This window comes from Kumtagia ephedrae, from assembly GCF_003012745.1.
In the GTDB taxonomy this organism is placed as follows: Bacteria; Pseudomonadota; Alphaproteobacteria; order Rhizobiales; family Rhizobiaceae; genus Kumtagia; species Kumtagia ephedrae.
The window spans coordinates 1-23,797 of record NZ_PXYK01000046.1 but is presented as its reverse complement, the minus strand read 5'-3'; the positions used below and the strand labels follow the sequence as shown (position 1 = coordinate 23,797).

Annotated in this window: 17 protein-coding genes; 11 read left to right on the top strand and 6 right to left on the bottom strand. The window is 67.9% G+C overall.

The features are described from left to right. Position 1: 1 nt before the first annotated feature. The 8 genes from C7I84_RS28030 (at position 2) to C7I84_RS27995 (ending at position 9,840) form a co-directional block, all read left to right on the top strand. A complete protein-coding gene (locus C7I84_RS28030; RefSeq protein WP_106775510.1) occupies positions 2-841 on the top strand; it encodes a MurR/RpiR family transcriptional regulator in 840 nt (279 codons plus the stop codon). A gap of 38 nt (positions 842-879) precedes the next feature. Next, positions 880-1,590, top strand: a complete 711-nt coding sequence (gene rpiA / locus C7I84_RS28025) for a ribose 5-phosphate isomerase A (RefSeq protein WP_207771083.1) — start codon at positions 880-882, stop codon at positions 1,588-1,590. Positions 1,591-1,851: 261 nt separating this feature from the next. After that, a complete protein-coding gene (locus tag C7I84_RS28020) occupies positions 1,852-2,946 on the top strand; it encodes a substrate-binding domain-containing protein (protein WP_106775508.1) in 1,095 nt (364 codons plus the stop codon). A 112-nt stretch (positions 2,947-3,058) separates the two neighbouring features. Beyond that, entirely contained in the window at positions 3,059-4,585 is a 1,527-nt protein-coding gene (locus C7I84_RS28015) for a sugar ABC transporter ATP-binding protein (RefSeq protein ID WP_106775507.1), read from the top strand. Positions 4,586-4,610: 25 nt separating this feature from the next. Then, positions 4,611-5,612 (top strand): ABC transporter permease, encoded by a 1,002-nt coding sequence (locus C7I84_RS28010; RefSeq protein ID WP_106775506.1) that lies wholly within the window; start codon positions 4,611-4,613, stop codon positions 5,610-5,612. Next, on the top strand, positions 5,612-7,096 hold the full coding sequence (locus tag C7I84_RS28005) for an FAD-binding oxidoreductase (RefSeq protein WP_106775505.1): 1,485 nt from the start codon (positions 5,612-5,614) through the stop codon (positions 7,094-7,096). Before C7I84_RS28010 ends, C7I84_RS28005 begins: the two co-directional genes overlap by 1 nt. 398 nt (positions 7,097-7,494) lie before the next feature. Continuing rightward, entirely contained in the window at positions 7,495-9,042 is a 1,548-nt protein-coding gene (locus C7I84_RS28000; protein ID WP_106775504.1) for a CYTH and CHAD domain-containing protein, read from the top strand. 138 nt (positions 9,043-9,180) lie between these two features. Continuing rightward, on the top strand, positions 9,181-9,840 hold the full coding sequence (locus tag C7I84_RS27995) for a response regulator transcription factor (protein WP_106775517.1): 660 nt from the start codon (positions 9,181-9,183) through the stop codon (positions 9,838-9,840). A 12-nt stretch (positions 9,841-9,852) separates the two neighbouring features. Here the strand turns inward: C7I84_RS27995 and C7I84_RS27990 are convergent, their stop codons facing one another. Then, positions 9,853-13,347: a PAS domain-containing hybrid sensor histidine kinase/response regulator gene (locus tag C7I84_RS27990; protein WP_106775503.1), complete on the bottom strand. Its 3,495-nt coding sequence runs from the start codon at positions 13,345-13,347 to the stop codon at positions 9,853-9,855. Between the two features lie 170 nt (positions 13,348-13,517). Between C7I84_RS27990 and mscL the strand changes: the two genes are divergently transcribed. Both mscL and C7I84_RS27980 read left to right on the top strand, forming a co-directional pair. Beyond that, positions 13,518-13,937, top strand: coding sequence for a large conductance mechanosensitive channel protein MscL (gene mscL, locus C7I84_RS27985; RefSeq protein WP_106775502.1), 420 nt, complete (start codon positions 13,518-13,520; stop codon positions 13,935-13,937). Positions 13,938-14,021: 84 nt separating this feature from the next. Further along, complete coding sequence (locus C7I84_RS27980; RefSeq protein WP_245428645.1) at positions 14,022-15,194, top strand: pyridoxal phosphate-dependent aminotransferase; 1,173 nt, start codon at positions 14,022-14,024, stop codon at positions 15,192-15,194. Positions 15,195-15,243: 49 nt separating this feature from the next. Here the strand turns inward: C7I84_RS27980 and C7I84_RS27975 are convergent, their stop codons facing one another. From C7I84_RS27975 to C7I84_RS27965, 3 genes are all read right to left on the bottom strand, one after another. Further along, positions 15,244-16,254 (bottom strand): NAD-dependent epimerase, encoded by a 1,011-nt coding sequence (locus C7I84_RS27975; protein ID WP_106775501.1) that lies wholly within the window; start codon positions 16,252-16,254, stop codon positions 15,244-15,246. A 74-nt stretch (positions 16,255-16,328) separates the two neighbouring features. Continuing rightward, positions 16,329-17,315, bottom strand: a complete 987-nt coding sequence (galE, locus tag C7I84_RS27970; RefSeq protein WP_106775500.1) for a UDP-glucose 4-epimerase GalE — start codon at positions 17,313-17,315, stop codon at positions 16,329-16,331. A 105-nt stretch (positions 17,316-17,420) separates the two neighbouring features. Then, entirely contained in the window at positions 17,421-18,323 is a 903-nt protein-coding gene (locus C7I84_RS27965; protein WP_106775499.1) for a choline kinase family protein, read from the bottom strand. 97 nt (positions 18,324-18,420) lie between these two features. Here C7I84_RS27965 and C7I84_RS27960 point away from each other — a divergent pair, with 97 nt between their 5' ends. Beyond that, entirely contained in the window at positions 18,421-19,053 is a 633-nt protein-coding gene (locus C7I84_RS27960) for a class I SAM-dependent DNA methyltransferase (protein WP_165816253.1), read from the top strand. Positions 19,054-19,218: 165 nt separating this feature from the next. Here C7I84_RS27960 and C7I84_RS27955 read toward each other — a convergent pair whose 3' ends face one another. After that, on the bottom strand, positions 19,219-21,672 hold the full coding sequence (locus C7I84_RS27955) for a GcvT family protein (protein WP_106775497.1): 2,454 nt from the start codon (positions 21,670-21,672) through the stop codon (positions 19,219-19,221). A gap of 56 nt (positions 21,673-21,728) precedes the next feature. Beyond that, positions 21,729-23,690: an ABC transporter permease gene (locus tag C7I84_RS27950; protein WP_425351418.1), complete on the bottom strand. Its 1,962-nt coding sequence runs from the start codon at positions 23,688-23,690 to the stop codon at positions 21,729-21,731. Positions 23,691-23,797 lie beyond the last annotated feature (107 nt).

The following is a 23,797-nucleotide window of genomic DNA, read 5'->3' as shown; positions in this document are numbered from 1 at the left end:
GATGGCCACGAGTCTTCTGCAGAGGATCGTGCAGGAGAGTGCCGAGATGGGCTCGGCCGAGCTCCGGGTGGCGCGCTTCGTCAGCGCCAATCCGGGCGAGGTCATCCATATGAGCATGGCGCGGCTGTCGCAGGAATGCGACGTCAGCGACCCCACCATCATGCGCTTCTGCCGCCGCTTCGGCTTCCAGGGCTACCAGGATTTCAAGCTGCATCTGGCGCAGAGCCTCGTGCCCTCCGCCCCCTTCGCCTACGAGCAGATCGTGCCGGGCGACTCGATCCAGAACGTCGTGCGCAAGACGGCGCGCAACTCGCTGAACGCGATCCAGCGCCTGCTGGAGGACCTCGTGCCGCAGCAGGTGGAGGCGGGGGCAAAACTGCTGCATTCAGCCTCCTGGGTTGGCATCTACGCCAGCGGCATCTCCGAGATCACGGCGATCGACGCCGAGCACAAGTTCCAGCGCCTCGGCATGCGTTGCGCCGCCTTGATCGGCCGCAAGAAGCAGTGGCTGCATGCCGAGACGGCGCGGCCGAACGAGGTGACGCTGATCTTCTCGCAGTCCGGCCACACCAAGCAGATGGTCGACGTGGCGATCGCCTCGCGCGCCGGCGGTGCGCGGGTGCTGTCGGTGACGGCCGCCGACAGCCCGCTCGCCAACGTCTCCGACGGGCTGATCGCCGTGCTGCCCTACGACCGCACCGAGCTGATGACGCCGCTGGCGTCGCGGCTCAACCACCATCTCGTCGTCAACATGCTGGTGACGGCGATCGCCATGACGAGCGGCAGCGAGTTCCCCGACCAGTTGCCGGCCCTCGATTCCTGGCAGACCGAGAAGATCTAGACGCCGCCGCCGGGCGGCCGAGACGAAGGAAAGCATTGATGAGCGCACAGGACGAAGCCAAGAAGGCCGCAGGCCGCCGGGTCATCGAGGAATTCGTCACGGACGGCATGAAGCTCGGCCTGGGCTCCGGCACCACCTCGCATTTCTTCGTGCGCGAACTCGGCAAGCACGTCGCCAACGGCCTCAAGCTCACCTGCACGACTACGTCGCGCTCCACCAACGACGTCGCCCGCGAGGCCGGCATCGCGCTGACCGACCCCAACGAGATCGGCGAGATCGACCTGACGGTGGATGGACCGGACGAGATCGACCGCGACTTCAACATGATCAAGGGCGGCGGCGCCTGCCTGCTGTGGGAGAAGATCATCGCGCACGCTTCCAAGCGCATGATCACGGTCTGCGACGAGAGCAAGATCGTCGATCGGCTCGGCGGCTTCCCGCTGCCGGTGGAGGTCGTGCAGTTCGCCTGGAAGCAGACGGAGCGCATGGTGACCGAGGCGCTGGCCGACCACCGCATCAAGAACGCCGTCATCGAGCGGCGCATGCGCGACGGCCAGCCGGTGGTCACCGACAGCGGCAATTTCATCCTCGACTGCCGCTGCGGCGTCATCCCGGCGCCGGCCAGGCTGGAGATCGAGCTGAACCGCATCCCGGGCGTGGTCGAGAACGGCCTGTTCACGCGCGAGTCGCGAGGCATGGTGGTCGGCCGCTTCGACGGCAGCACTTACGTCGCATTGCGTGGCGCGTGAAGCACCCACGTCGAGATGCGAGCGTAGTGAAACCTACTTTTTGTTGAATGCTCGGCACGGATGCGTCGAGCGACGGATGCCTTTTTGCCTCCGGCAGGCTCTGTGGCGTGTCGCCATAAGATGCTGTAAAGGCTTGTAGATTGTAGAAGCACTGGCACTTCGGGCAAGCCGTTTCACGATTCCGTCACGCGCTTGCCGGAGCCTCTTGCGCCCGATCGGAAGAGCTAGTAAAGCTAGATCATGCATTCAGGGAGGGTACTGATGGATCGAGTGAATGGAATTTCGCGTCGCGGCCTGCTGAAGGCCGGCGGGGCAATCGGCGCGACGCTGGGCGCCAGCGCGCTGCTGGGCAAGGGCGCCTGGGCGCAGGAGGGGGGCTTCATCCCCTTCAGCAACAAGAGCCTCGACTACTACTTCTTCGTCATCCAGGAAGAGGCGGTGAAGCGCGCGGTCGAAGCCAACAAGATGCGCTTCCAGGCGACCAATGCGAGCTTCGACAACACCCGCCAGCTCGAGCAGTGGCAGAGCCTGATGCTGAGCCAGCCGTCGGCGATCGTCTCCGACCCGATCGACAGCCAGGCGATCGTCAGCGCCATCCGCCGCTACAACCAGAAGAGCATCCCGGTCGCCATCATCGACACGCCGTCGGACGGCGGCGACGTCGCCATCACCGTCAGCTTCGACAACAAGCTCGGCGGCGTGATGGCGGCGCAGGAGATCATCAAGCGCCTCGTCGAGAAGCACGGCAGCCCGAAGGGCACGGTGCTGAACTGCTTCGGCGCGCTCCAGAGCGTCGCCTGGCGCCTGCGCAAGGAAGGCATGGACGAGGAATTCGCCAAGTATCCGGACATCAAGTATCTGGCTCGCCCGACCGAGGGAGCGCTCGACCAGATGCTGGCCGTTACCCTCTCCACCCTTTCCGAGTTCCCCGACCTCGACGCCGTGCATGCGCCGTCGGACTCGCCGTCGCGCGGCATCGTCACCGCGCTCCAGCAGAAGGGCCGCTGGAAGAAGGTCGGCGAGGAAGGCCACGTGATCTTCGTCAACATCGACGGCGAGCCGGTCGCGCTGAAATGGATCCAGGATGGCTTCATGGACTCCTGCGTGTCGCAGGACCCGATCGCCTATGGTGAGATCGCGGTCGAGATGCTGACAAAACACTCGATCAAGGGCGAGGCCGTGCCGATCGGTGCCTACGAGAACAAGAAGTATTTCTGGGAGAAGGGCGACATCGTCGCCGGCGCCACCGGCCCGACGCTGATCATCCCGCCCTTCGTGATCGACGGCAGCAATTCCGCCGACAAGCGCCACTGGGGCGCCATCTCGGAGAAGGAATGGGGCATTCCCTACACCTGATCGACCGCGCTAGCCGCTTCCTCCCCGTGCCACGCCGGTTTCCGCCGGCGTGGCACTTGCCGCGCGAGCGAATGCATCGCCTGATTGCCGTTCAACCGATCCGGAGTTTGTATTGACAGCCGTTTCCGTCAGACAGACCGGCGAAGACCCGTTCATCCTGAGGGTCGAGAACCTCAGCAAGCGCTACGGCCCGACGCTGGCGCTGCGCGACGTGTCGCTCGGCATCCGCCGCGGCACGATCCACGGGCTGCTGGGCGAGAACGGCGCCGGCAAGTCGACGCTGGTCGGGCTGATCTCGGGCCAGCGCATTCCGACCGCAGGCACCATCTATCTAGACGGCCGGCCGGTCGAAAACGTCGACGTCAAAGCGATGGAGAAGGCCGGCGTGTTCCTGGTCACCCAGGAGCCGATGATCATCGACCATGTGACTGCAGCCGAGAACCTGATGCTCGGCATCTGGCCGAGCCGCCGCGGCTTCGTCAACTGGCGCAAGCTCAAGGCTGATGCGGCGCGCATGCTGACAGGCACTGGCATAGACCCGCAGGCGATGGCCGGCCGGCTGGATGCGGTGGCGCGGCGCAAGCTCAACATCCTGCGCGCCATGTTCAGCGGCGGCAAGATCATCATCCTCGACGAGCCGACGGCGGCCCTGACGGTCGCGGACCGGGCCCAGCTCTTCGACTTCATGCGCCAGCTCAAGGCGCAGGGCGTCACCTTCATCTTCATCTCGCATTACAACGACGAGATCCTGGAAATCTGCGACGCCTGCTCGGTGCTGCGCGACGGCGCGCTCGCCGGCGGCACAGAGGACGTCGCCAGCCTGACCTCCGAGCAACTGTCCGAGCTTGTGTTGGGGCGCGGCCTGGTGCTGTTCCAGCGCCAGCGCCGGACCTTCACCGACGGCGCGCCGGCTGTGCAACTGCGCGATATCGCCAGCGATCGGATCGCGGTGCCGCGGCTCGATCTCCATGCCGGCGAGATCGTCGGCTTCACCGGCCTTCCCGGCGCCGGGGCCAAGGAGCTGGCGCGCGCCATCTTCGGCCTGGCGCCGATCCGTTCCGGCACCATCGCCTTCGCCGGCGAGCCGGCCCGCGCGCTGCCCGCCACGCCGCGTGGCGCCTTCGACATGGGCATCGCCTTCCTGTCCGACGACCGCCGCCGCGACGGCCTGGTCGCCGGCATGACCATCGGCGAGAACATCTCGCTGTCGTCGCTGTCGGCGGTGGCACGCTCCGGCTTCCTCCGACCGGAGGCGGAGCAGGCGCTGGCCGGCCGCTATTTCAGGGCGATGGGGATCAAGGCGGCCGGGCCGGCCACCGTCGCCGACACGCTGAGCGGCGGCAACCAGCAGAAGGTGTGCCTCGGCCGCGTGCTGGCGACCGAGCCGCGCCTGCTCATCCTCGACGAGCCGACCCGCGGCATCGACATCGGCGTCAAGCAGGACGTGCTGCGCATCATCGACGAGCTGAGCCGCTCGGGCGTATCGGTGATCATCGTGTCGACCGACACCGACGAGATCGTGCGCGTCGTCGACCGCGTCTGCGTCTTCGACGCCGGCTCGATCCGCGAGGAGATTTATGGAGATGCGATCTCCAGCGAGCGCCTGCGCCGCACCGCCGGGGACAAGGCGGGTGCGTGAGGACCGGCAGTCAGGGAAGAAAACCATGAGCCAAGCGACGACAACCGCGGCCAAGCCCGCTTCCGCCCCCGCCTCGCAGGAGGGTGGGCGTTCGGTGCTCGGCTGGGTCCTGCACAATGTCGTGTGGATCTGGCTGATCGCGCTGGTGGTGATCTTCGGCCTGTTCAACGAATTCTTCTTCACCACCTTCAACCTGCAGAACATCATGGTGCAGGCGACCGTGCTCGGCATGATCGGGCTCGCCGTGGCGCTGCCGCTGCTGGTGGCGGAGATCGACCTGTCGCTGCCGGCCAATCTCGGCTTCTCCTCGGCGATAGGCGCCATGGCCTATTCCGACCTCGGCCTGCCCTGGGTGCTCGCCATGCTGGTGGGTGTGGCGGTCGCCACGCTGATCGGCTTCTTCAACGGCCTGTGCATCACGAAGCTGCGGATGGTCTCGCTGATCCAGACCCTGTCGATGATGATCATCCTGCAGGGCGCGCTGCTGGCGCTGACCCAGGGCCGCACCATCACCAACCTGCCGGACGGTTATGTGTGGATCGGCCAGGCGGCGATCGGCGGCTGGCCGGTGATGCCGGTCATCTTCATCATGGCGCTGGTCGCCGTCGCCGTGCTGCTGCGCAACACCGTGCTCGGCCGCAGCATCTATGCGGTCGGCGGCAACCCGGTGGCATCCAACTCCGCCGGCGTGCGCGTCGACCGCATCAAGATCATCACCTTCACCATCGCCGGCTTCCTGGCCGGCGTCGGCGGCTTCCTGCTCGCCTCCTGGCAGATGGCGATCACCTCCAACCAGGGCTCGAGCTACCTGCTCTACGCGATCGCAGCACCCATCATAGGCGGCGTCAGCGTGTTCGGCGGCCGCGGCAACGTCGTCGGCGTGCTCGGCGGCGTGCTGCTGCTCACCGTCATCCAGGTCGGCCTGGCGATCATCTCGGTGCCGTCCTTCTATGTCGGTATGATCGGCGGCCTGATGATCTTCATCGCCGTAGCCATCGACGCCTTCCGCGTGCGCTATTTCGGCTGATGTCTCTCGCCTCCGAGCCATCGGCCGGCGCGGCCGGCCTGAACGAGTCGCAGCGGGAGGCCGTGCTTGCCGCCTTCGCAGGCGTGCTCGATGCCTCGGGCATTATTGGCGGCGGCTCTCCGGACGCCGCCCGCTACCTGCATGACTGGACCGGCGACTACGGCGGCGCGGCGCTGGCGGTGCTGCGGCCGGCCACGGTCGAACAGGTCCAGGCGGTCGTCCGGCTTTGCGGCGAGCATGGCGTCGCCATCGTGCCGCAAGGCGGCAATACCGGGCTGGTGGCCGGCGCGATCTCGGACGGCGCCCGGCCGGCGGTGATCGTCTCTCTGGAGCGGCTGAACCGCATCCGCCGCATCGACGCCGCCAACTTCACCCTGCAGGCGGATGCCGGCGTGGTGCTGCAGACGCTCAAGGATGCGGCCGAGGCCGAAAACATGCTGTTTCCGCTGGCGCTTGGGGCGCAGGGCTCCTGCCAGATCGGCGGCAATGTCGCCACCAATGCCGGCGGGATCAACGTGCTGCGTTACGGCATGACGCGCGACCTTGTGCTCGGGCTGGAAGTGGTGCTGCCCGACGGCAGCCTGTGGCAGGGCATGACCGGCTTGCGCAAGGACAATCGCGGCTACAACCTGAAGCAGCTTTTGATCGGCTCGGAAGGCACGCTCGGCGTGATTACCGGTGTCGAGGTGAAGCTGTTTCCGCGCCCGGCCAACATCGAAACCGCCTATCTCGGCGCCCGCTCCTTCGCCGAGGCGATGGCGCTGTTCGGGCTGGCGCGGCGCGTCTGCTCCGACCTGCTGACCGCCTTCGAGGTGATCGGCGGCGAATGCATTCCGCTGGCCGTGCTGAGCAATCCGGCGACGCGCGTGCCGCTGGCCGACGAGTGGCCGGTCCACATCGTCATGGAGCTCGCCTGCAGCGCGGCCATCGACGGCCGCGCGTTGCTGGAGACGCTGCTTGCCGAAGCTTTCGAGGCCGGCCTGCTCGGCGACGGCGCCATCGCCCAGAGCCGCGCCCAGGCGCAGGCCTTCTGGGCGATCCGCGAGGATCTCGTCGAAGGCCAGGCCAGGCGCGGCATGCATGTCCGCACCGACCTGTCGGTGCGGCTGAGCGACGTGCCGCGGCTGATCGACCAGGCGCGCGCCTACGTCGCGGCGGACTGGCCGGGCTGGCTGCCGATCGCCTACGGCCATGCCGGCGACGGCAACATCCATTTCAACGTCATGCCGCCGCTCGGCCTTGCGCCCGAGCGCATCCGGGAGGAGGGCAGGCGCCTGCTGCAGGGCCTTTATGCCGTCGCCCGCGACCTCGGCGGCTCCTTCAGCGCCGAGCACGGCGTCGGCCGCAGCCGCCGCGACGTCTTCCTGGCGGGGCTTGCGCCCAACCAGCGCGCCGCCGTTCGAGCGCTCAAGGCCGCCTTCGATCCGCAAGGCATCATGAATCCGGGGTGTCTGGTTCCGCCGGTCACGAACCTGGACCAGTAAGACCCCTCTCCGTCTCGCCCTTCGGGCTCGCCACCTCTCCCCCGCGAAGTGCAGGGCAATCGCATTTTACCCCCACCCCTAACCCCTCCCCTCAAGGGGGAGGGGATTCAGCCGCAGCTCTGCCAGACGCTAACCGTCAGCGATTTCGCCCCGCCCGACGGCTTCAGAATCCCCTCCCCCTTAAGGGGGAGGGGTTAGGGGTGGGGGTAAAACGCATATGCGATTGCCTGCCGCAAAGCGGGGGAGAGGTGGCGAGCCCGAAGGGCGAGACGGAGAGGGGGCAAGAGCAAATGGGGTTTTTTTGACCATTGCGTCGCGGGAGATCGGGGTGCTGGCGGTCACTCTTGCCCGCCCGCGTTCGCGCGGCTAGGTTTGCGCCGGCCAATCAAAGCGGCGGCATGAGCGAAACCGAGCTGAAACTCGTCCTCGACGAGGCGACGGCGAACGCGGTCTGGGGCCGCGCCCGGGCGCTGAAGCTGGCGACGCAAAAGCCCGTCCGGCGGACGCTGCGCAGCATCTATTTCGACACGCCGGACCATGCGCTGAAGGCCGCCGGCATCTCGCTGCGGCTGCGCCGCGACGGTCGCCGCTGGATCCAGACCGTCAAGATCAGGGCCGGCCTGCATGGCGGGCTGTCGCAGGCCGAGGAGGTGGAAAGCCCGGCGCCGGGCGGAAAGCTGTGCATTGATGCGATTCCGGTCGAGGCTGTGCGCGCCGAAGTCTCGCGCCGTGTCGACGGCGCCGCGCTGCACCCCGTCTGCGAGACGCTGATCGAGCGGCGCGCCGGGCGGGTGTCGCTCGCCGACGGCACGCTGGCCGAGCTCGCGGTGGATATCGGCGACATCCGCGCCGCGGGGCGCTCCGCCGAATTGCGGGAAGCCGAGATCGAGCTGCTCGAAGGCAGTCCCGCCGGCCTGTTCGGTGTCGCCGGCATGCTGTTTCCGGAAGGAGGACTGCATTTTTCGCGCTTCTCCAAGGCGGCACGCGGCTATCTGCTGGCGGAGACGGGGGCGATCGATCCGCCGCTCGAGCCGCGCAACGCGCTGCCGACGAACCCCCGGCGCGGGCTGACGGCCGAGCAGGCGGCGCAGGACGTCCTGCGCGAGTGTTTCGACCAGATCGCCACCAACATGCTGGTGGTGCGGGCGCTGAACGATCTCGAAGGGCCTCACCAGCTGCGGGTCGGCCTGCGCCGGCTGCGCAGCGTGTTTTCCGTCCACGCGTCCGTGCTCGGGGGCGCGGAGATGGAGCGGCTGGCCGGCGAGGCCCGCTGGCTCGGGCAGGAGGTCGGGCTGCTGCGCGATCTCGACGTCGCCGCCGACGCCATAGTGCGCCGCGAGGCGGAGCGGCATCCGGACGAGCCCGGCCTGATGGTGCTGGCGCAGGCCCTTTCCGAACGGGCGGGCGGGCAGCGCCGGCAGTTGCGCGTGTTGCTGGCTGAAGGGCGGGCGCAGCGCTTCCTGCTCGATCTTGCCTGCTTCGCGGAAACGCGCGGCTGGCTTGCCGCCGGCGCTTCCGACCAGCCGCGGCGGCCGGCGCCGGCGGTCGCCGACCTCGCCGGCGCGGCGCTGGCGAGGTGCTGGAAGAAGGTGCGCAGGCGCGCCAAGGGGCTGGAGAGCCTCGACGTCGAGCAGCGGCACGAGCTGCGCAAGGCGCTGAAGAAGCTGCGCTACGCCGTCGAGTTCTTCGCCGCGCTCTATCCGAAGAAGCGCGTCGCGCCGTTCCTGAAGCGGCTGAAGCGGCTGCAGCTGGTGTTCGGCGACCTCAACGATGCCGCGACGGTGAAGGCGATGCTCTCCGACGCGAGTCTCGCCGGCGGCGACATCGTCGTGCACCGCGCCGTCGGCTGGATGCTCGGCGCCAGCCAGGCGCGCGCCGAGCTCGGCTGGACGGGCGCGAAGGCTTTGTGGCGGGAGCTCCACGAGACGCGGCCTTTCTGGGAGTAGCGGCCTCGGATTTGCGAGCATGGGGCGATCATCTGTGCGGTTCGGGCCTTTGCGCTTGAAAAACGGCGACCCGGCCGCATAATCGCGGCGCATCCCGCTTCGAACACAAGAATGTCGGGCGGCACGGGGGAGGAAGATTTGCCTTCTGGCTACCGGTTCGTGATCGCGGACGACCATCCGCTGTTCCGCGGCGCGCTGAAGCAGGCGCTTTCCGGCCTGGACGGCGTGGCGGAGATCCTGGAGGCCGGCAACTTCGAGGCGACCAAGGCGCTGGTGGCCGGCAATGGCGAGCTCGACCTGCTGCTGCTCGATCTTTCGATGCCCGGCGCTTCCGGCCTGTCCGGCCTGATCTCGCTGCGCGGCCTGCACGCCTCGGTGCCGGTCGTCGTGGTCTCGGCGCATGACGATCCCGAGACGATCCGCCGCTCGCTGGAGCTCGGCGCCTCCGGCTTCATCTCCAAATCCGCCAGCATGGAGGATATCCGCGCCGCGGTGAGGACCGTGCTCGCCGGCGACATCGCCGCGCCGGTCGGCGTCGACCTCGGCACCGAGCAGGACCCGGAGATCTCCGACATCATCCGGCGGCTGCAATCGCTGACGCCGCAGCAGACCCGCGTGCTCGGCATGCTGGCCGACGGCCTGCTCAACAAGCAGATCGCCTACGAGCTCGGCGTCTCGGAGGCCACCATCAAGGCGCATGTCTCTGCGGTGCTGCAGAAGCTCGGCGTCGACAACCGGACGCAAGCGGTGATCATGCTGGGCAAGATCGGCGGCGAGCCGCCGGCGGCGGTAGGGTAGGGGGCGCCCCCCTCACTCAGCCGCCTGCGCGACGCGCCGCACGCGGGTCATCAGGGTGCGCAGCACGGCCGGCTTCACCGGCTTGTTGACCACCGTCACCTCGATCTCCTCGGCGGCGGCGCGGACCTCGTTGGAACGGTCGGCGGTGACGAGGATGGCGGGCAGGCGCTCGCCCCAGCGAGCGCGCAGCTTGCGGATCACGTCGAGGCCGGTCTCGCCGTCGAGATGATAGTCGGCGAGGATGAGGTCGGGCCGACCGACGCTCGGCGCGGCGGCGACAATTTTCGCGAAGCCGGTCGCCGTCTCGACACGGCAGCCCCAGCCTTCGAGCAGCAGGCGCATGCCCTCCAAAATGCGCGCGTCGTTGTCGATGCACAGCACGGAAAGCCCGCCGAGCGCGGCGGCGGCAGCCGGACGGGGCTTCGATTGGGGCATCGGCTCGGGCTCGGCGGCCGCCGATACCGGCAGGATCACCGAGAAGCGCGTGCCCTTGCCGCGGCCCGAATCGATCTGGATCTCCAGCCTCAGCACCCGGGCGATGCGGTCGACGATGGAGAGGCCGAGCCCCAGCCCCTGCGCCTCGCGCATGCCGGCGTCGAGCCGGGTGAACTCGTGGAAGACGGTGTTCAGCTTGTCGACGGGAATGCCGATGCCGGTGTCGAACACCTGGATCTCGGCAAGCCCGCCGCGCCGCCGCACGCCGACCAGCACGCGGCCGTGGCGCGTGTATTTGATGGCGTTGGACACCAGGTTCTGGACGAGGCGGCGCAGCAGGTTGCGGTCGGTCTCGACGCTAAGCGACGACGGCACGATGGTGAGCGACAGCCCCTTCTCTAGCGCCAGCGGCTGAAAATCGGTGGCGATCTGGCGCAAGAGCCCGTCGAGGCGGAACACCGTCTCGACCGGCTTCATCGCGCCGGCGTCGAGCCGCGATATGTCGAGCACCGCGCCCAGAATGGTCTCGACCGATTCCAGCGAGGATTCGATGTTGCGCGCCGCCTCGCTCTGCGGTCCCCGGCCGGCGCGCTCGATCAGGGAGGCGCAGTAGAGCCGCGCCGCGTTGAGCGGCTGCAGGATGTCGTGGCCGGCGCCGGCGAGGAAGCGCGTCTTGCCGAGGTTGGCTTCCTCCGCCAGCATCTGCGCCTGCGCCAGCTCCTCGTTGACCCGCGTCAGCTCGGCGGTGCGGCTGCGCACGCGCTGCTCCAGCGATTCGTTGGCGCGCTTCAGCGCCAGGTCCGCCTCGACGCGGGCGGTGATGTCGGCATAGGTGGCGACGACGCCGCCGTCCGGCATGGGATTGGAGCGCAGCTCGATGATGCGGCCGCTTCGCTTGAGCTCGAGCTGCCAGGGGCTGCCGAAGCTGGTGAAGCGGTTGAGGATCGACACCGTCGCCTCAGGCGCGATCTCGCCGCGCTCGGCGAGCAGGCGCAGCACCTCGTCGAGCGAGACGCCGACCCGGCCCATCTCGTCGGGCAAGGCGAACAGGGCGCGGTACTGCCGGTTCCAGCAGGTGAGACGGAAGTCCTGGTCGAAGACGGTGATGCCCTGCTCCATCTGGTCGAGGGCGATCTGCAGGAGGTCGCGATTGTGCTGCAGCGCCTCGGTGGCGTCGTCGAGCAGGCGGAAGGCGTCGCGCGAGGAGCTGTCGTGGCGCTGGAACAGCAGCGACAGGATGAGCCGCGCCGAGGAGGAGCCGACGGCGCTGGCCAGCAGCTGCTCGGAGAAGCGCACCACCGCCATGCTCGCCTGCTCGTTGCCGTCGAGTTTCGTGCTGCCGCTTGCCTCGAAGGTCTGGAAGGAACGCTCGGTGCGCTCGACGCCGAGATATTTTGCGATGGTGTCCTTGAGGTCGTTGACGGTGATGGCGGTGCGGAAGCGGCGCAGGCTGGGCATCGGCCCCACCTCGCGCGGCACGAAGATCGCCGCCTGGATGCGCTCCAGCGGGATGGAGGCGCGCGACAGCGATCCCAGCACGTAGAACAGCAGGTTGACCGACAGGCTCCACAGCACGCCGTGGTTCAGCGGCTCGGCGACGGTGCCGAACAGCGCCTGCGGCCTGAGCGCCTCGATGCCGAACGGGCCTTCGACCAGCAGCGCCGTGTCGGGCGCCGCGAGCGAGGGGAAAAGCAGCGTGTAGGCCCACACGATGATGCCGGCCGACATGCCGAGCGCCGCGCCCCGCCCATTGGCGCGCCGCCACACCAGGCCGCCGATGAAGGCCGGCGCGAACTGGGCGATCGCGGCGAAGGACATCAGGCCGATCGACGCCAGCCGCGCATTGGTGGTGCTCTCGCGGTAGTAGAGGAAGGCGATCATCAGGATGATGAAGATCGCCGCCCGGCGGACGTTGAGGATGAGGGTCGACCAGTCGCCGCCCTCGCGCGATGCGGTGCGGTGCAGGCGGCGCACGAAGATCGGGATGATCAGGTCGTTGGAGATCATGATCGCCAGCGCCACGGTCTCGACGATGACCATGGCGGTGGCCGCCGACAGCCCGCCGACGAAGGCGGCGAGCGCCAGCGTGTCGTGTCCGGCGAGCAGCGGCAGCGACAGCACGTAGAGGTCGCTGGTGGTGGCATCCCCGACCGCCGCCAGGCCGACGAAGGCGATCGGCAGCACGAACAGATTGATCGCCACCAGGTAGAGCGGAAAGACCCAGGTCGCGCGCCTGAGCTCGGCCTCGCTGCGGTTCTCCACGATCATCACGTAGAACTGGCGCGGCAGCATGACGATGGCGAAGCCGCTGATGACCGTCATCACCAGCCAGGTGCCGAGCGAGGTGCCGTAGCCCATGGCGGCGTCGACGGCCGGATCTTCGGCGAGCGCGCCGAACAGGTCGTCCGGGCCGTCGAACAGGAAGAAGGCGACGAACAGGCCGACGGCGAGGAAGGCGGCGAGCTTGACCACCGATTCCACCGCCACGGCCAGGATCAGCCCGTCCTGGTGCTCGGTGGCGTCGGCGTGGCGCGTGCCGAACAGCACGGCGAACAGCGCCAGAAGCAGCGCCACGGCGAGCGAGATGTCGCTGAGGAACGGATCGAAGGAGGGCGGCGCGCCGGTATAGTGCTCGATCATCAGGCTGACCGAGCCGGAGATCGCCTTGAGCTGCAGCGCGATATAGGGGATGGCGCCGACCGTGGCGATCAGCGTGGCGATCGAGGCGACGGCAAAGCTCTTGCCGTAGCGCGCGCCGAGGAAATCCGCGATCGAGGTGATCTTTTCCGCCTTGGCCAGCTTGACGATGCGTCTCAGCAGCGGAAAGCCGAACACGAAGACGAGCACCGGGCCGATGTAGATGGCCAGGAATTCCAGCCCGCGCTCGGTGGCGAGCCCGACCGAGCCGAAGAAGGTCCAGGAGGTACAGTAGATGGCGAGGCTGAGCGCGTAGATATAGGGCCGCAGGCGGCTGCCGCCGATCGACGCGGCCCAGCGGTCGCCGAGGCTGGCGATCACGAACAGCAGCGTCACATAGGCGACGGCGACGAGGACGACGAACCAGCCCTGCACGCGGAAAGATACCTCCCAGCCGCCAGTGGATCACCATTCCTTCCGGAAAAGCAATCGCGGCTTTCGGCGCATGCACCATTGCCGGTTTTGCAACGCGGCGTTTTTGCTATTGTGGGTGGCATTGTCGGCAGAGAATCGGGACAGGCCGGCTGCATTCATGGAGGGTGCTGATGCTGAAGGAATTCCAGGAGTTCATCTCCAAGGGCAATGTCATAGACCTCGCCGTCGGTATCATCATCGGTGGGGCGTTTACGCTGATCGTCAATTCGCTGGTTGGCGACATCGTCATGCCGATCGTCGGCATGGCCGGTAGCGCGGACTTCTCCAACTATTTCTACCCGCTCTCCGATGCGGTGACCGCCCCGTCGCTGGAAGAGGCCAAGAAGCAGGGCCCGGTCTTCGCCTACGGCAACTTCATCACCGTGGTGATCAACTTCCTGATCCTGGCGTTCATCATCTTCCTGATGGTCAAGGCGGTGAACACCATGCGCAAGAAAATGGAAAGGCAGAAGGCCGAGGGGCCGGCCGCGCCGCCGCCTGCCGACGTCCAGCTTCTCACGGAAATCCGCGATCTGCTCGCCAGGAAATAGCGTCTCTGCTAAAGCGCGGGACAGCAGCCCCGGTGCCCTGCCGGGGCTGACGGTTTTGGCGCGGGATTGTTCTGGGGGCTGTCGGTGAGTGTCGATCTTCGTGACGTGCTGAGCGCCCGGGCGGGCAATTCTCCAGTGAGCGGCATCGAGGCGGCGGTCGATCACGGCCGCGGCCGGCCCGGCCTCATCCCGCTATGGTCCGGCGAAAGCGACCTGCCGACGCCGGACTTCATCGCCGCGGCGGCGGCCGCCGGGCTGCAGGGCGGCGAGACCTTCTACACCTGGCAGGGCGGCATTCCCGACCTGCGCGAGGCGCTCGCCCGTTATCACGGCCGCCATTTCGGCAGGCCTTTCGAGGCGAAGGAATTCATCGCCACCGGCGGCGGCATGCATGCCATCCAGATGTGCATCGACGCGACCGCCGGCGCCGGCGACGAGGCGATCTACCTCACCCCCGCCTGGCCTAACTTCGCCGCCGCCGCGGCGATCGCCGGGGTGCGGCCGGTCGGCGTGCCGCTCGACTTCTCGGTGAACGGCTGGTCCTGCGACGTCGGGCGCGTCGAAGACGCGGTGACCGAGCGTACGAAAATGATCTTCGTCAATTCGCCGTCCAATCCGACGGGATGGACCGCCGATCCGGAGACGCTCAGCGCCATCCTCGACCTGGCGCGGCGCAAGGGGCTGTGGATCATCGCCGACGAGATCTACGCGCTCTTCCATTTCGGCGGCAAACGCGCCGCCTCCTTCCTCGACATCATGTGCGAGGACGACCGCATCCTCTTCGTCAACACCTTCTCCAAGAACTGGGCGATGACCGGCTGGCGCATCGGCTGGATCAAGGCGCATCCGTCGCTGGGCAGGATGTTCGAGAACCTGGTCCAGTACTCGACCTCGGGCGTGGCGCAGTTCATGCAGCGCGGCGGCATCGCCGCGCTCGACCAGGGCGACGGTTTCCTGGCCGAGCAGGTGAAGCAGGCGGAACGGGCGCGCGACACGCTGTGCCGCGTGCTCGGCGAGACAGGGCGGGTACGCTTCAGCGTGCCGCCCGGCGCCTTCTACCTGTTCTTCGCGATCGACGAGCTGACGGATTCCACCCGGGCCGCCTTCGACCTGATCGACGAGGCGGGGGTGGGACTGGCGCCGGGGACCGCCTTCGGCGAGGATGGCCAGGGATTTCTGCGCCTCTGCTTCCACCGTCGTGTCGACCAGGTGGAGGAGGCGGCCGGCAGGATCGCGGAGTGGATCCGGCGCAGGTAGGCTGTCCGGGGTGAGCCTCGAGGGGCGCCCATGAACCCTCACAGGCGCCTTACCGAACGCCGTAAAAATCCTTGTACCAGTCGACGAAACGGCGGATGCCCACGTCGAGCGGCGTCCGCGGCCGGAAGCCGGTGGCGGCGGCCAGCGCGTCGACGTCGGCGAAGGTCGCGGTCACGTCTCCCGGCTGCATCGGCAGCATGTTCATGACCGCCTTGCGGCCGGTCGCCTGCTCGATGCAGCGGATGAAGTCGAGCAGCTCGACCGGCTGGTTGTTGCCGATGTTGTAGAGCCGGTAGGGCGCCGTCGACGTCGCCGGATCGGGATTTGCGGCATCCCAGTCGGGATCGGCGGTGGCGACCGTGTCCAGCGTGCGCACGACGCCCTCGACGATGTCGTCGACATAGGTGAAGTCGCGGGCGTGGTTGCCGAAATTGTAGACGTCGATGGGCTCGCCGGCGAGGATGTTGCGGGTGAACAGGAATGGCGCCATGTCCGGCCGGCCCCACGGGCCGTAGACGGTGAAGAAGCGCAGTCCGGTGACCGGCAGCCGATAGAGATGGGCATAGGAATGCGCCATCAGCTCGTTGGCCTTCTTGCTGGCGGCATAGAGGCTGAGCGGATGATCGACATTGTCCCGCACGCTGTAGGGCAGGCGGGCATTGGCGCCGTAGACCGAGCTCGAAGAGGCGAAGACGAGATGCTCGACGCCGGCGTGGCGGCAGCCTTCCAGCACGTTGAGGAAGCCGACGAGATTGGAATCGGCATAGGCATGCGGGTGGTCGATGCCGTAGCGGACGCCGGGCTGCGCGCCGAGATGGATCACCCGGTCGGGCGCGGCTTCCGAAAACAGAGCCTCCATCGCCGGCCGGTCGGCGAGGTCCGCCTTGACGAAGCGGAACGTCTGACGCTTCTCCAGCCGGGCCAGGCGGGCCTGCTTCAGCGCCACGTCGTAATAATCGCTCAGATCGTCAAGGCCGATGACGTCGTCGCCGCGCGCCAGCAGCGCGGCGGCGGTCGCAGCGCCGATAAAGCCGGCAGCCCCCGTCACCAGGATCTTCACGATGGTCTCCTTTGGATCGGGCGCCAGGGGGCGCGGCCGACGTTGCGGCACGCCAATAGCCGAAAACAATGGAGTTAGCTATTGCGGCGTTTGAGCGCCTCCTCCCAGGCCAGCGCATGGCCGACAATGGTGTCGATGTCGTCGAGCTGCGGCCGCCAGCCGAGCTCGGCGCGGGCGCGGTCGGCATTGGCGACGATGGAGACGGGATCGCCGGGGCGGCGGCCGCTGATCCGCACGTCGAAGTCGTGGCCGACGACGCGCTTCACCGCCTCGATCACCTGCAGGACCGAGTATCCGTTGCCGTAGCCGCAATTGGCAACCAGGCTGGTTCCGCCGGTGCGCAGGCGCCGCAACGCCAGCAGATGCGCCTCGGCAAGGTCCCAGACATGGATGTAGTCGCGCACGCCGGTGCCGTCGGCGGTCGGATAGTCGGTGCCGAATACCTCAATGAACGGCCGCTTGCCCGTCGCGGTCTCGCAGGCGACCTTGATCAGATGGGTGGCGCCGCGCGTCGACTGGCCGGTGCGGCCTTTCGGATCGGCGCCGGAGACGTTGAAGTAGCGCAGCGCGGTGTAGGCGAGCGGATGCGCGGCGGCGGCGTCGCGCAGCATCGTCTCCGTCATCAGCTTGGAGGTGCCGTAGGGCGATTCCGGCAGGGTTGGGGCATTCTCGGCGACCGGCTCGCCGTGGGTGCCGCCATAGACGGCGGCGGTCGACGAGAAGATGAAATGCGGCACGCCGGCGCGCACGGCGCTCTCGATCAGGGCGCGCGACCTGACCGTGTTGTTGAGATAGTAGCCGAGCGGATCGGACACCGAATCCGGGACCACGACCGAGCCGGCGAAGTGGATGATCGCGTCGATCCTGCGGCGGCGGATCGTCGCCTCCACGAGGTCCTGGTCGGCGATGTCGCCGACGACCAGCTCGGCCTCGGCCGGCACTGCCCAGTCGAAGCCGGTCGACAGCCGGTCGAGCACCACCACATCCTCGCCGGCATCGAGGAGCTTCCAGACCATGTGGCTGCCGATATAGCCGGCGCCGCCGGTGATGAGGACGGTCATTGCTTCCTCCCGTTGCGTGAGCAGCTTAACCGAGGCCCATTGATGTTTGCTTACGGCATGCAAGTCGGGTTGTCGGCCTCTCCGTCCGCACCTCTCGGTATGGCATCATCCCCGCACCGCCGCCACATGCCGGGGGAACGCGTCCGTCGCCATCAGCGCCCTGCAGCGGGCGAAGCGGCCGTCGGCGTAGGCGCGGAAATCGTCCGCCGGGTTGTTGTTGGCGAGCTGGATCAGGCCCCACAGCGTCCACAGAAGATCGCACATGGCCTTGTAGATGACGACGCGGCCGCGTTCCGAAGGGGAGGGGGCGCCGCCGAAATAGGCGCGCAGCATCTCCTCCTCCTGCTCGCCGTCGAAGCCGGCTTCCACCGACAAGTCGCCGAGATCCCACATCGGGTCGTTCATTCCCGAATATTCCCAGTCGACGATCCACATGCGCTCGCCCGTATCGAGGAAATTCTCGCACAGCGGATCGCAGTGACAGGCCGCGAGCGGCAGCGGGTTTGCCGCCAGCGCGGCGCGCACCGCTTCGGCCTCGCGCACCACGTCGTGATAGCCGTCGGGCAGCGCCACGTCCCTGGTCGACAGGATTTTGAGGTAGTCGTCGATCATTGCGAACAACTCGAAGCGGAACGGGAACACCGCGCCGCTTGTGTGGAGCCTGCGGAAGGCCGCTGCCGCCCGAGCCGGTGCGCCCTTGCGCGCCTTGAAGCTTTCCGGGGACATCGTATGCGCTCCGTCGAGGAAGCGCGTCACCATCACGCCGCTGCGGGCATCGACGTGGACGACATCGGGACTGACGCCGGCCTTCGCCGCCTCTCGGGCGGCGACCGCCTCGTTGGCGCGGTCGATATATTCCTCCGTCCCCTTGCCCGGCATGCGCAGGCAGAGGTCGCCGGCGCGGTAGACACGGTTGGTGAGCCCACCCAGGCGCTGCAGCGGGCCTTCGTAGCCGGCCAGCGCCGGGATCGCCCTCAGCGCTGCATGCGCATCCTCGTCGTCTCTCATGAGCCCTCCTTTTTGCTGCTTCGTTCCCGCCGCGACGGTTCCACAGTTTTCGTCGCTTGGCTATCATGGGTTCGCGCCAATGGCGGGAGGAGCACGAATGGCCGACGGAAAACACAGCGGGGCGCTCGGCGCGGTCTACGGCGCGACGCGGCCGGACGAGGTGGCGGCGCTCTATGACGACTGGGCGGAAACCTATGACGGTGAAATGGCAGCGGCGGGCTACCGTCATCCGACCATCTGCTTAGCGCTGCTGGCGCGCCATCTGCCGCGCGGCTCCACCCCGATCCTCGACGCCGGCGCCGGCACCGGGCTGATCGGCGAGTGGCTGGGCATCATGGGCTACGGCGATGTCGAGGCGCTCGACATTTCCGAAGGCATGCTGGCCGTGGCCGCGCGCAAGGGCGCCTATGCGGCGCTGCATCGCCTGGCGCTGGGCGGGCCGCTGCCCTTCGCCGATGCGACCTACGCCGGAATCGTCTCGGCCGGCGTCTTCACCTCCGGCCATGTCGGCGCCGAAGGCCTGGACGAGCTGATCCGCATCCTGAAGCCGGGCGGCGTGCTGGTGCTGACGGTGAAGAACACGCTGTGGGAAGGCGGCTTTGCCGCCCGCATCGCCGAGATGGAGGCGGCGCGCCTGGTGTCGCGGGTCGAGGAGACGGAGCCTTATGTCTCCATGCCCGGAGAGGCCGGCACGGTGCCGAGCAGAGGGTTGGCGTTGCGGCGCGGCTGATCCCTCCCCCTTGAGGGGAGGGTGCCGAGCGCAGCGAGGCGGGTGGGGTCGTTGCGGCCGGCCGCCACATCCTGAACGCACGACGTTCGAGAGGGCGTCGAGCGCTTCAGCAGCGACCCCACCCGGCCGCTTCACGGCCACCCTCCCCTCAAGGGGAGGGAAGGCCTAGCCTTTCACCCGCTCACCCTTCGGATCGTAGAGCGGCTCCATGTGGATGCGCGCCGGCGTACGCTCCATCGCCACCACCAGCTCGTAGTCGCCGGAACCCAGAAAACCCTCGTCGACGCCGTCGGCATTGCGCACATAGCCGTAGCCGATCGCCTTGCCGACCGTGTAGCCGTAGCCGCCGGAGGTGAGATAGCCGACCGGCTCGCCGTTGCGCAAAATAGTCTCGCGACCGAGCAGCACGATGTCGGGATCGTCCACCGTGAAGCCGACGAAGCGTTTTGTCGGCGGCGTGCCATTGATTTTTTCCAGCGCTCGGCGGCCGATGAAATCGGTGTTCTTGCGCAGCTTCACCGCCCAGCGCAGGCCCGCCTCCAAGGGTGTGTCATTGGGGGTGATGTCGGAGCCCCAGGCGCGATAACCCTTTTCCAGCCTGAGCGATTCCAGCGCGCGGTAGCCGACCGGCCGGATGCCGTGCGGCGTGCCTGCCGCCATCAGTGCGTCGAACACCTCGCCGGCGGCGGCGATCGGCACATGCAGCTCCCAGCCGAGCTCGCCGACATAGGTGATGCGCAGCGCCCGCACGCTATGACCGGCGATGCCGATCTCGCGGACATGGCCGAACGGGAAGGCCGCATTGGAGACATCGGCATCTGTGACGGCCGCCAGCACCGCGCGCGCCTTCGGTCCCATCAGCGACAGCGTGCCGAAGGTTTCCGTGATGTCCTCGATCGCCACATCCAGGCCGTCGGGGACATGCTCGGAAATCCAGGCACGGTCGTGGGTGCGGAAGCCGGTGCCGGTGACGACGTAGAAAAGATCCTCGCCGAGTCGGGCCACCGTCAAATCGGCCTCGATGCCGCCGCGCGTGTTGAGAAGCTGCGTATAGGTGAGCCGGCCGGCCGGCTTGGACACGTCATTGGCGCATATCCAGTGGAGCGCCCGGGCCGCGTCCGCTCCCGTCACCGCGTATTTGGCGAAGGACGACTGATCGAAGATGCCGACATGCTCGCGCACATGCCGGTGCTCGTCGCCGACGGCGTCGAACCAGTTCTGCCGGCCCATGGAATAGACGTCCTGTGGCTCCGTGCCCGCCGGCGCGAACCAGTTCGGCCGCTCCCAGCCGAGTTTGGAGCCGAACACGGCGCGGTGGTCTTTCAGGCGTTCGTAGAGCGGCGAAACGATGCGGGGACGGCCGGAAAGATACTCCTCGTGCGGAAAGCCGACGGTGTAGTGCTTGCCATAGGCTTCCAGCGTGCGCTCGCGCACCCAGTCGCGGTCGCGATGCAGGCTGGAGAAACGGCGGATGTCGACGCTCCAGAGGTCGAGCGGCGCCTCGCCGTCCACCACCCACTGCGCCAGCACCCAGCCGGCGCCGCCGCCCGAGGCGATGCCGAAGGCGTTGAAGCCAGCGCCGACAAACATGTTCCCGCACTCCGGCGCGCTGCCCAGGATGAAGTTGCCGTCCGGGGTGAAACTTTCCGGGCCGTTGATCATCTGCTTGACGCCGGCGGTCTCCAGGGCGGGAACGCGGGCAATCGCCTGCGTCATGTGCTGCTCGAAATGATCGAAATCGTCATCGAACAGGCGGAACTCCCAGTCGTCCGGCACGTCGCCGCCGGAAAGCCCGGTGTCCCAGGGGATCGGGTCCGGCTCGTAGCCGCCCATGACGAGGCCGCCGACCTCCTCCTTGAAATAGGTGCGCCGGTCGGGGTCGCGGATGGTCGGCGCGTCGGAGGCCAGCCCGGCGATCTTCTCGGTGACGATGTACTGGTGTTTTACGGGCTGCAGCGGCACCTCGATGCCGGCCATGGCGCCGACCTGGCGCGCCCATTGGCCGGCGCAGTTGACGACCTTTTCGCAGGCGATGGCGCCCTGCGTGGTCTTCACCGCCGTGATGCGCCTGTCCTTGATGTCGAAGCCGGTGACGCGCACGTCCTCGAACAGTTTCGCGCCATGCATGCGCGCGCCCTTGGCCAGCGACTGGGTGATGTCGGAGGGGCTGGCCTGGCCGTCGGTCGGCAGCCATGAGGCGCCGACGAGGTCGGACACCTCCATCAGCGGCCACATGCGCTTGACCTCTTCCGGCGAGACCAGGTGCATCTCCATGCCGAAGCTCTTCGCCGTGGTGGCGAGCCGCCTGAACTCGGTCCAGCGGTCGCGGTTGGTGGCGAGCCGGAGGCAGCCGGTCATCTTCCAGCCGGTCTCCAGGCCGGTTTCGGCCTTGAGGCTCTTGTAGAGCTCGACCGAATATTTGAGCACGCGGGTGATCGAGGCCGAGGAGCGGAGCTGGCCGACCAGGCCGGCGGCGTGCCAGGTCGAGCCGGATGTGAGCTTGCCCTGCTCCAGCAGCACCACCTCGGCCTTGTGGTCGCGGGCGAGGTGGTAAGCCGTCGAGCAGCCGATGATGCCCCCGCCGATGACGACGATCCGGGCGTGGCTGGGCAGGGTCATGGGCGATTCATCCCGTATTTTGTTGTTCTTGACTGTTGAAGGCGGCCGGCATGCCCTCACACCAGCCCGAGCCGCGCGCGGGCGCGGGCCGCGCCGGCGGCGATCAGCCGGTCGGCGATGATGGCGATGAAAGCGACGGCGAGCCCGGCGACGATGCCGCGCCCGGTGTCGGCCTTGGTCAGCGCGATATAGACCTCCTGGCCGAGGTCGCGCGTCCCGACCAGCGCGGTGATGACCAGCATCGACAGGGCGAACATGATCGTCTGGTTCAGCCCGAGCAGGATCTCCGGCAGCGCCAGCCTGAGCCGGATCTTGGTGAGCAGCTGCCCCGGCGTGCAGCCCATGGCGCGGCCGGCCTCGATGATGCGCGGATCGACCTGCCTGAGGCCGAGCACGGTATAGCGGATCGCCGGCGCGATCGCGTAGGCGACCACCGCGATCATGGCGGTGAAGTCGCCGACCCGGAACAGCATCACCGCCGGCATCAGGTAGACGAAGGACGGCAGCGTCTGCAGCGTGTCGATGACCACCTGCACCCAGCGCCACAGCTTTTCCCGCTCGGCGACGAGAATGCCGATCGGCAGGCCGATCAATGTGGCGACGACGACGGAGATGCCACAGAGATAGACGGTCACCATGGTCTTCTCCCACTGGCCGGTGGCGGCGATGAGGAAGGCGAGCGCGCCGACCAGCACGCCGAGGCGCGGCCCGCCCAGCCGCCAGCCGGCGAAGGCCAGCAGCGCGGTCACGCCGAGCCACGGCAGGCCGGCGAGCAGCCGCTTGAACGGGATCAGCAGGTTGAGCAGGACCGCGTTCTTCACAGCTTCGAAGGCATCGAAGAAGTTGACGTTGATCCATTCGACCGCGCGCGAGAAGAAGGTGCCGGTCGAGACCTGCAGCGCCTCCGGATAGCTCTGCACGGCCGGCAGGACGAGCCCTGCCAGCCCGGAAACCAGCACCAATGCGGCGGCCGCCGCGGTGTAGGGATAACGGCCGACGGGCGGGCCGGCGGTGGGTCGGGACGATGCGGCGGACGCCTTTTCCGCAAAAGCCTGGCTGAGGCGGTCGAGCGCGATCGCCAGCGCCACGATCGCGAGCCCGGCCTCCAGCCCGGCGCCGATGTCGAGGCGGCGCAGCGCGGCGAGCACGTCGAAGCCGAGCCCGCCGGCACCGATCATCGAGGCGATGATGACCATGTTGAGCGACAGCATGATCACCTGGTTGACGCCGACCATCAGGCTGTCGCGCGCCGACGGCACCAGCACGCGCCATGTCATCTGCCGCCGCGTGCAGCCGATCATTTTTCCGAGGTCGTGGATTTCCGACGGCACCGAGCGCAGCGCCAGCGCGGTGATGCGCGTCATCGGCGGCATGGCGTAGATCAGGGTGGCGACGATCGCCGCCGTCGGGCCGAAGCCGAACAGGAACAGGATCGGTACCAGGTAGGCGAAGACGGGGATCGTCTGCATCAGGTCGAGGATCGGCGTCAGCGCCGTCTCGAAGCGCGGCCAGCGGTAGGCGGCGAGCCCCAGCGCCAGCCCGCCGACAACCCCGATCGGCACGGCGACCAGGATCGACGCCAGTGTCACCATGGCGCTGCTCCATTGGCCGAAGATCGCGAGGAACAGGAAGCAGCCGCCGGAAAGCAGCGCCAGTTTCCGCCCGCCGGCATAGAAGCCCAGCAGGGAGACGATGCCGACGACGGCGAGCCAGGATAGCGGCGGGACGATCTGCACCGCGCTCGATCCCTGACCCGACAGGAAGCCGGTCGACAGCAGGCTGAGCGCCATGCGGTAGGGGACGTCGATGGCAGCCGCTATGAACCGGGTCAGTTCGGTAAAGGTGAGCAGGCCGAAATGCGCGTCGTTGAGCAGCCATTTCATGGCGTCGCCGATCCAGCGCTGCGCCGGCAGGCGCCAGGCGCGCGGATAGTCGAACGCCCATTTCGCCAAGGGCTCGCCGAACTGCCAGAGCAGGATGAAGGCCACTCCCGCGACGAGCCAGGGGATGGACAGCATGCCGCCGTCTAGGCGCGGGGCGAGTGGGCGGGTGTCGATGCCGGGCACGCTCATGGGAACGCGACCGCCATTTTGCGGGACGGGCGCCGGCGCTCCTTCGCACCCCC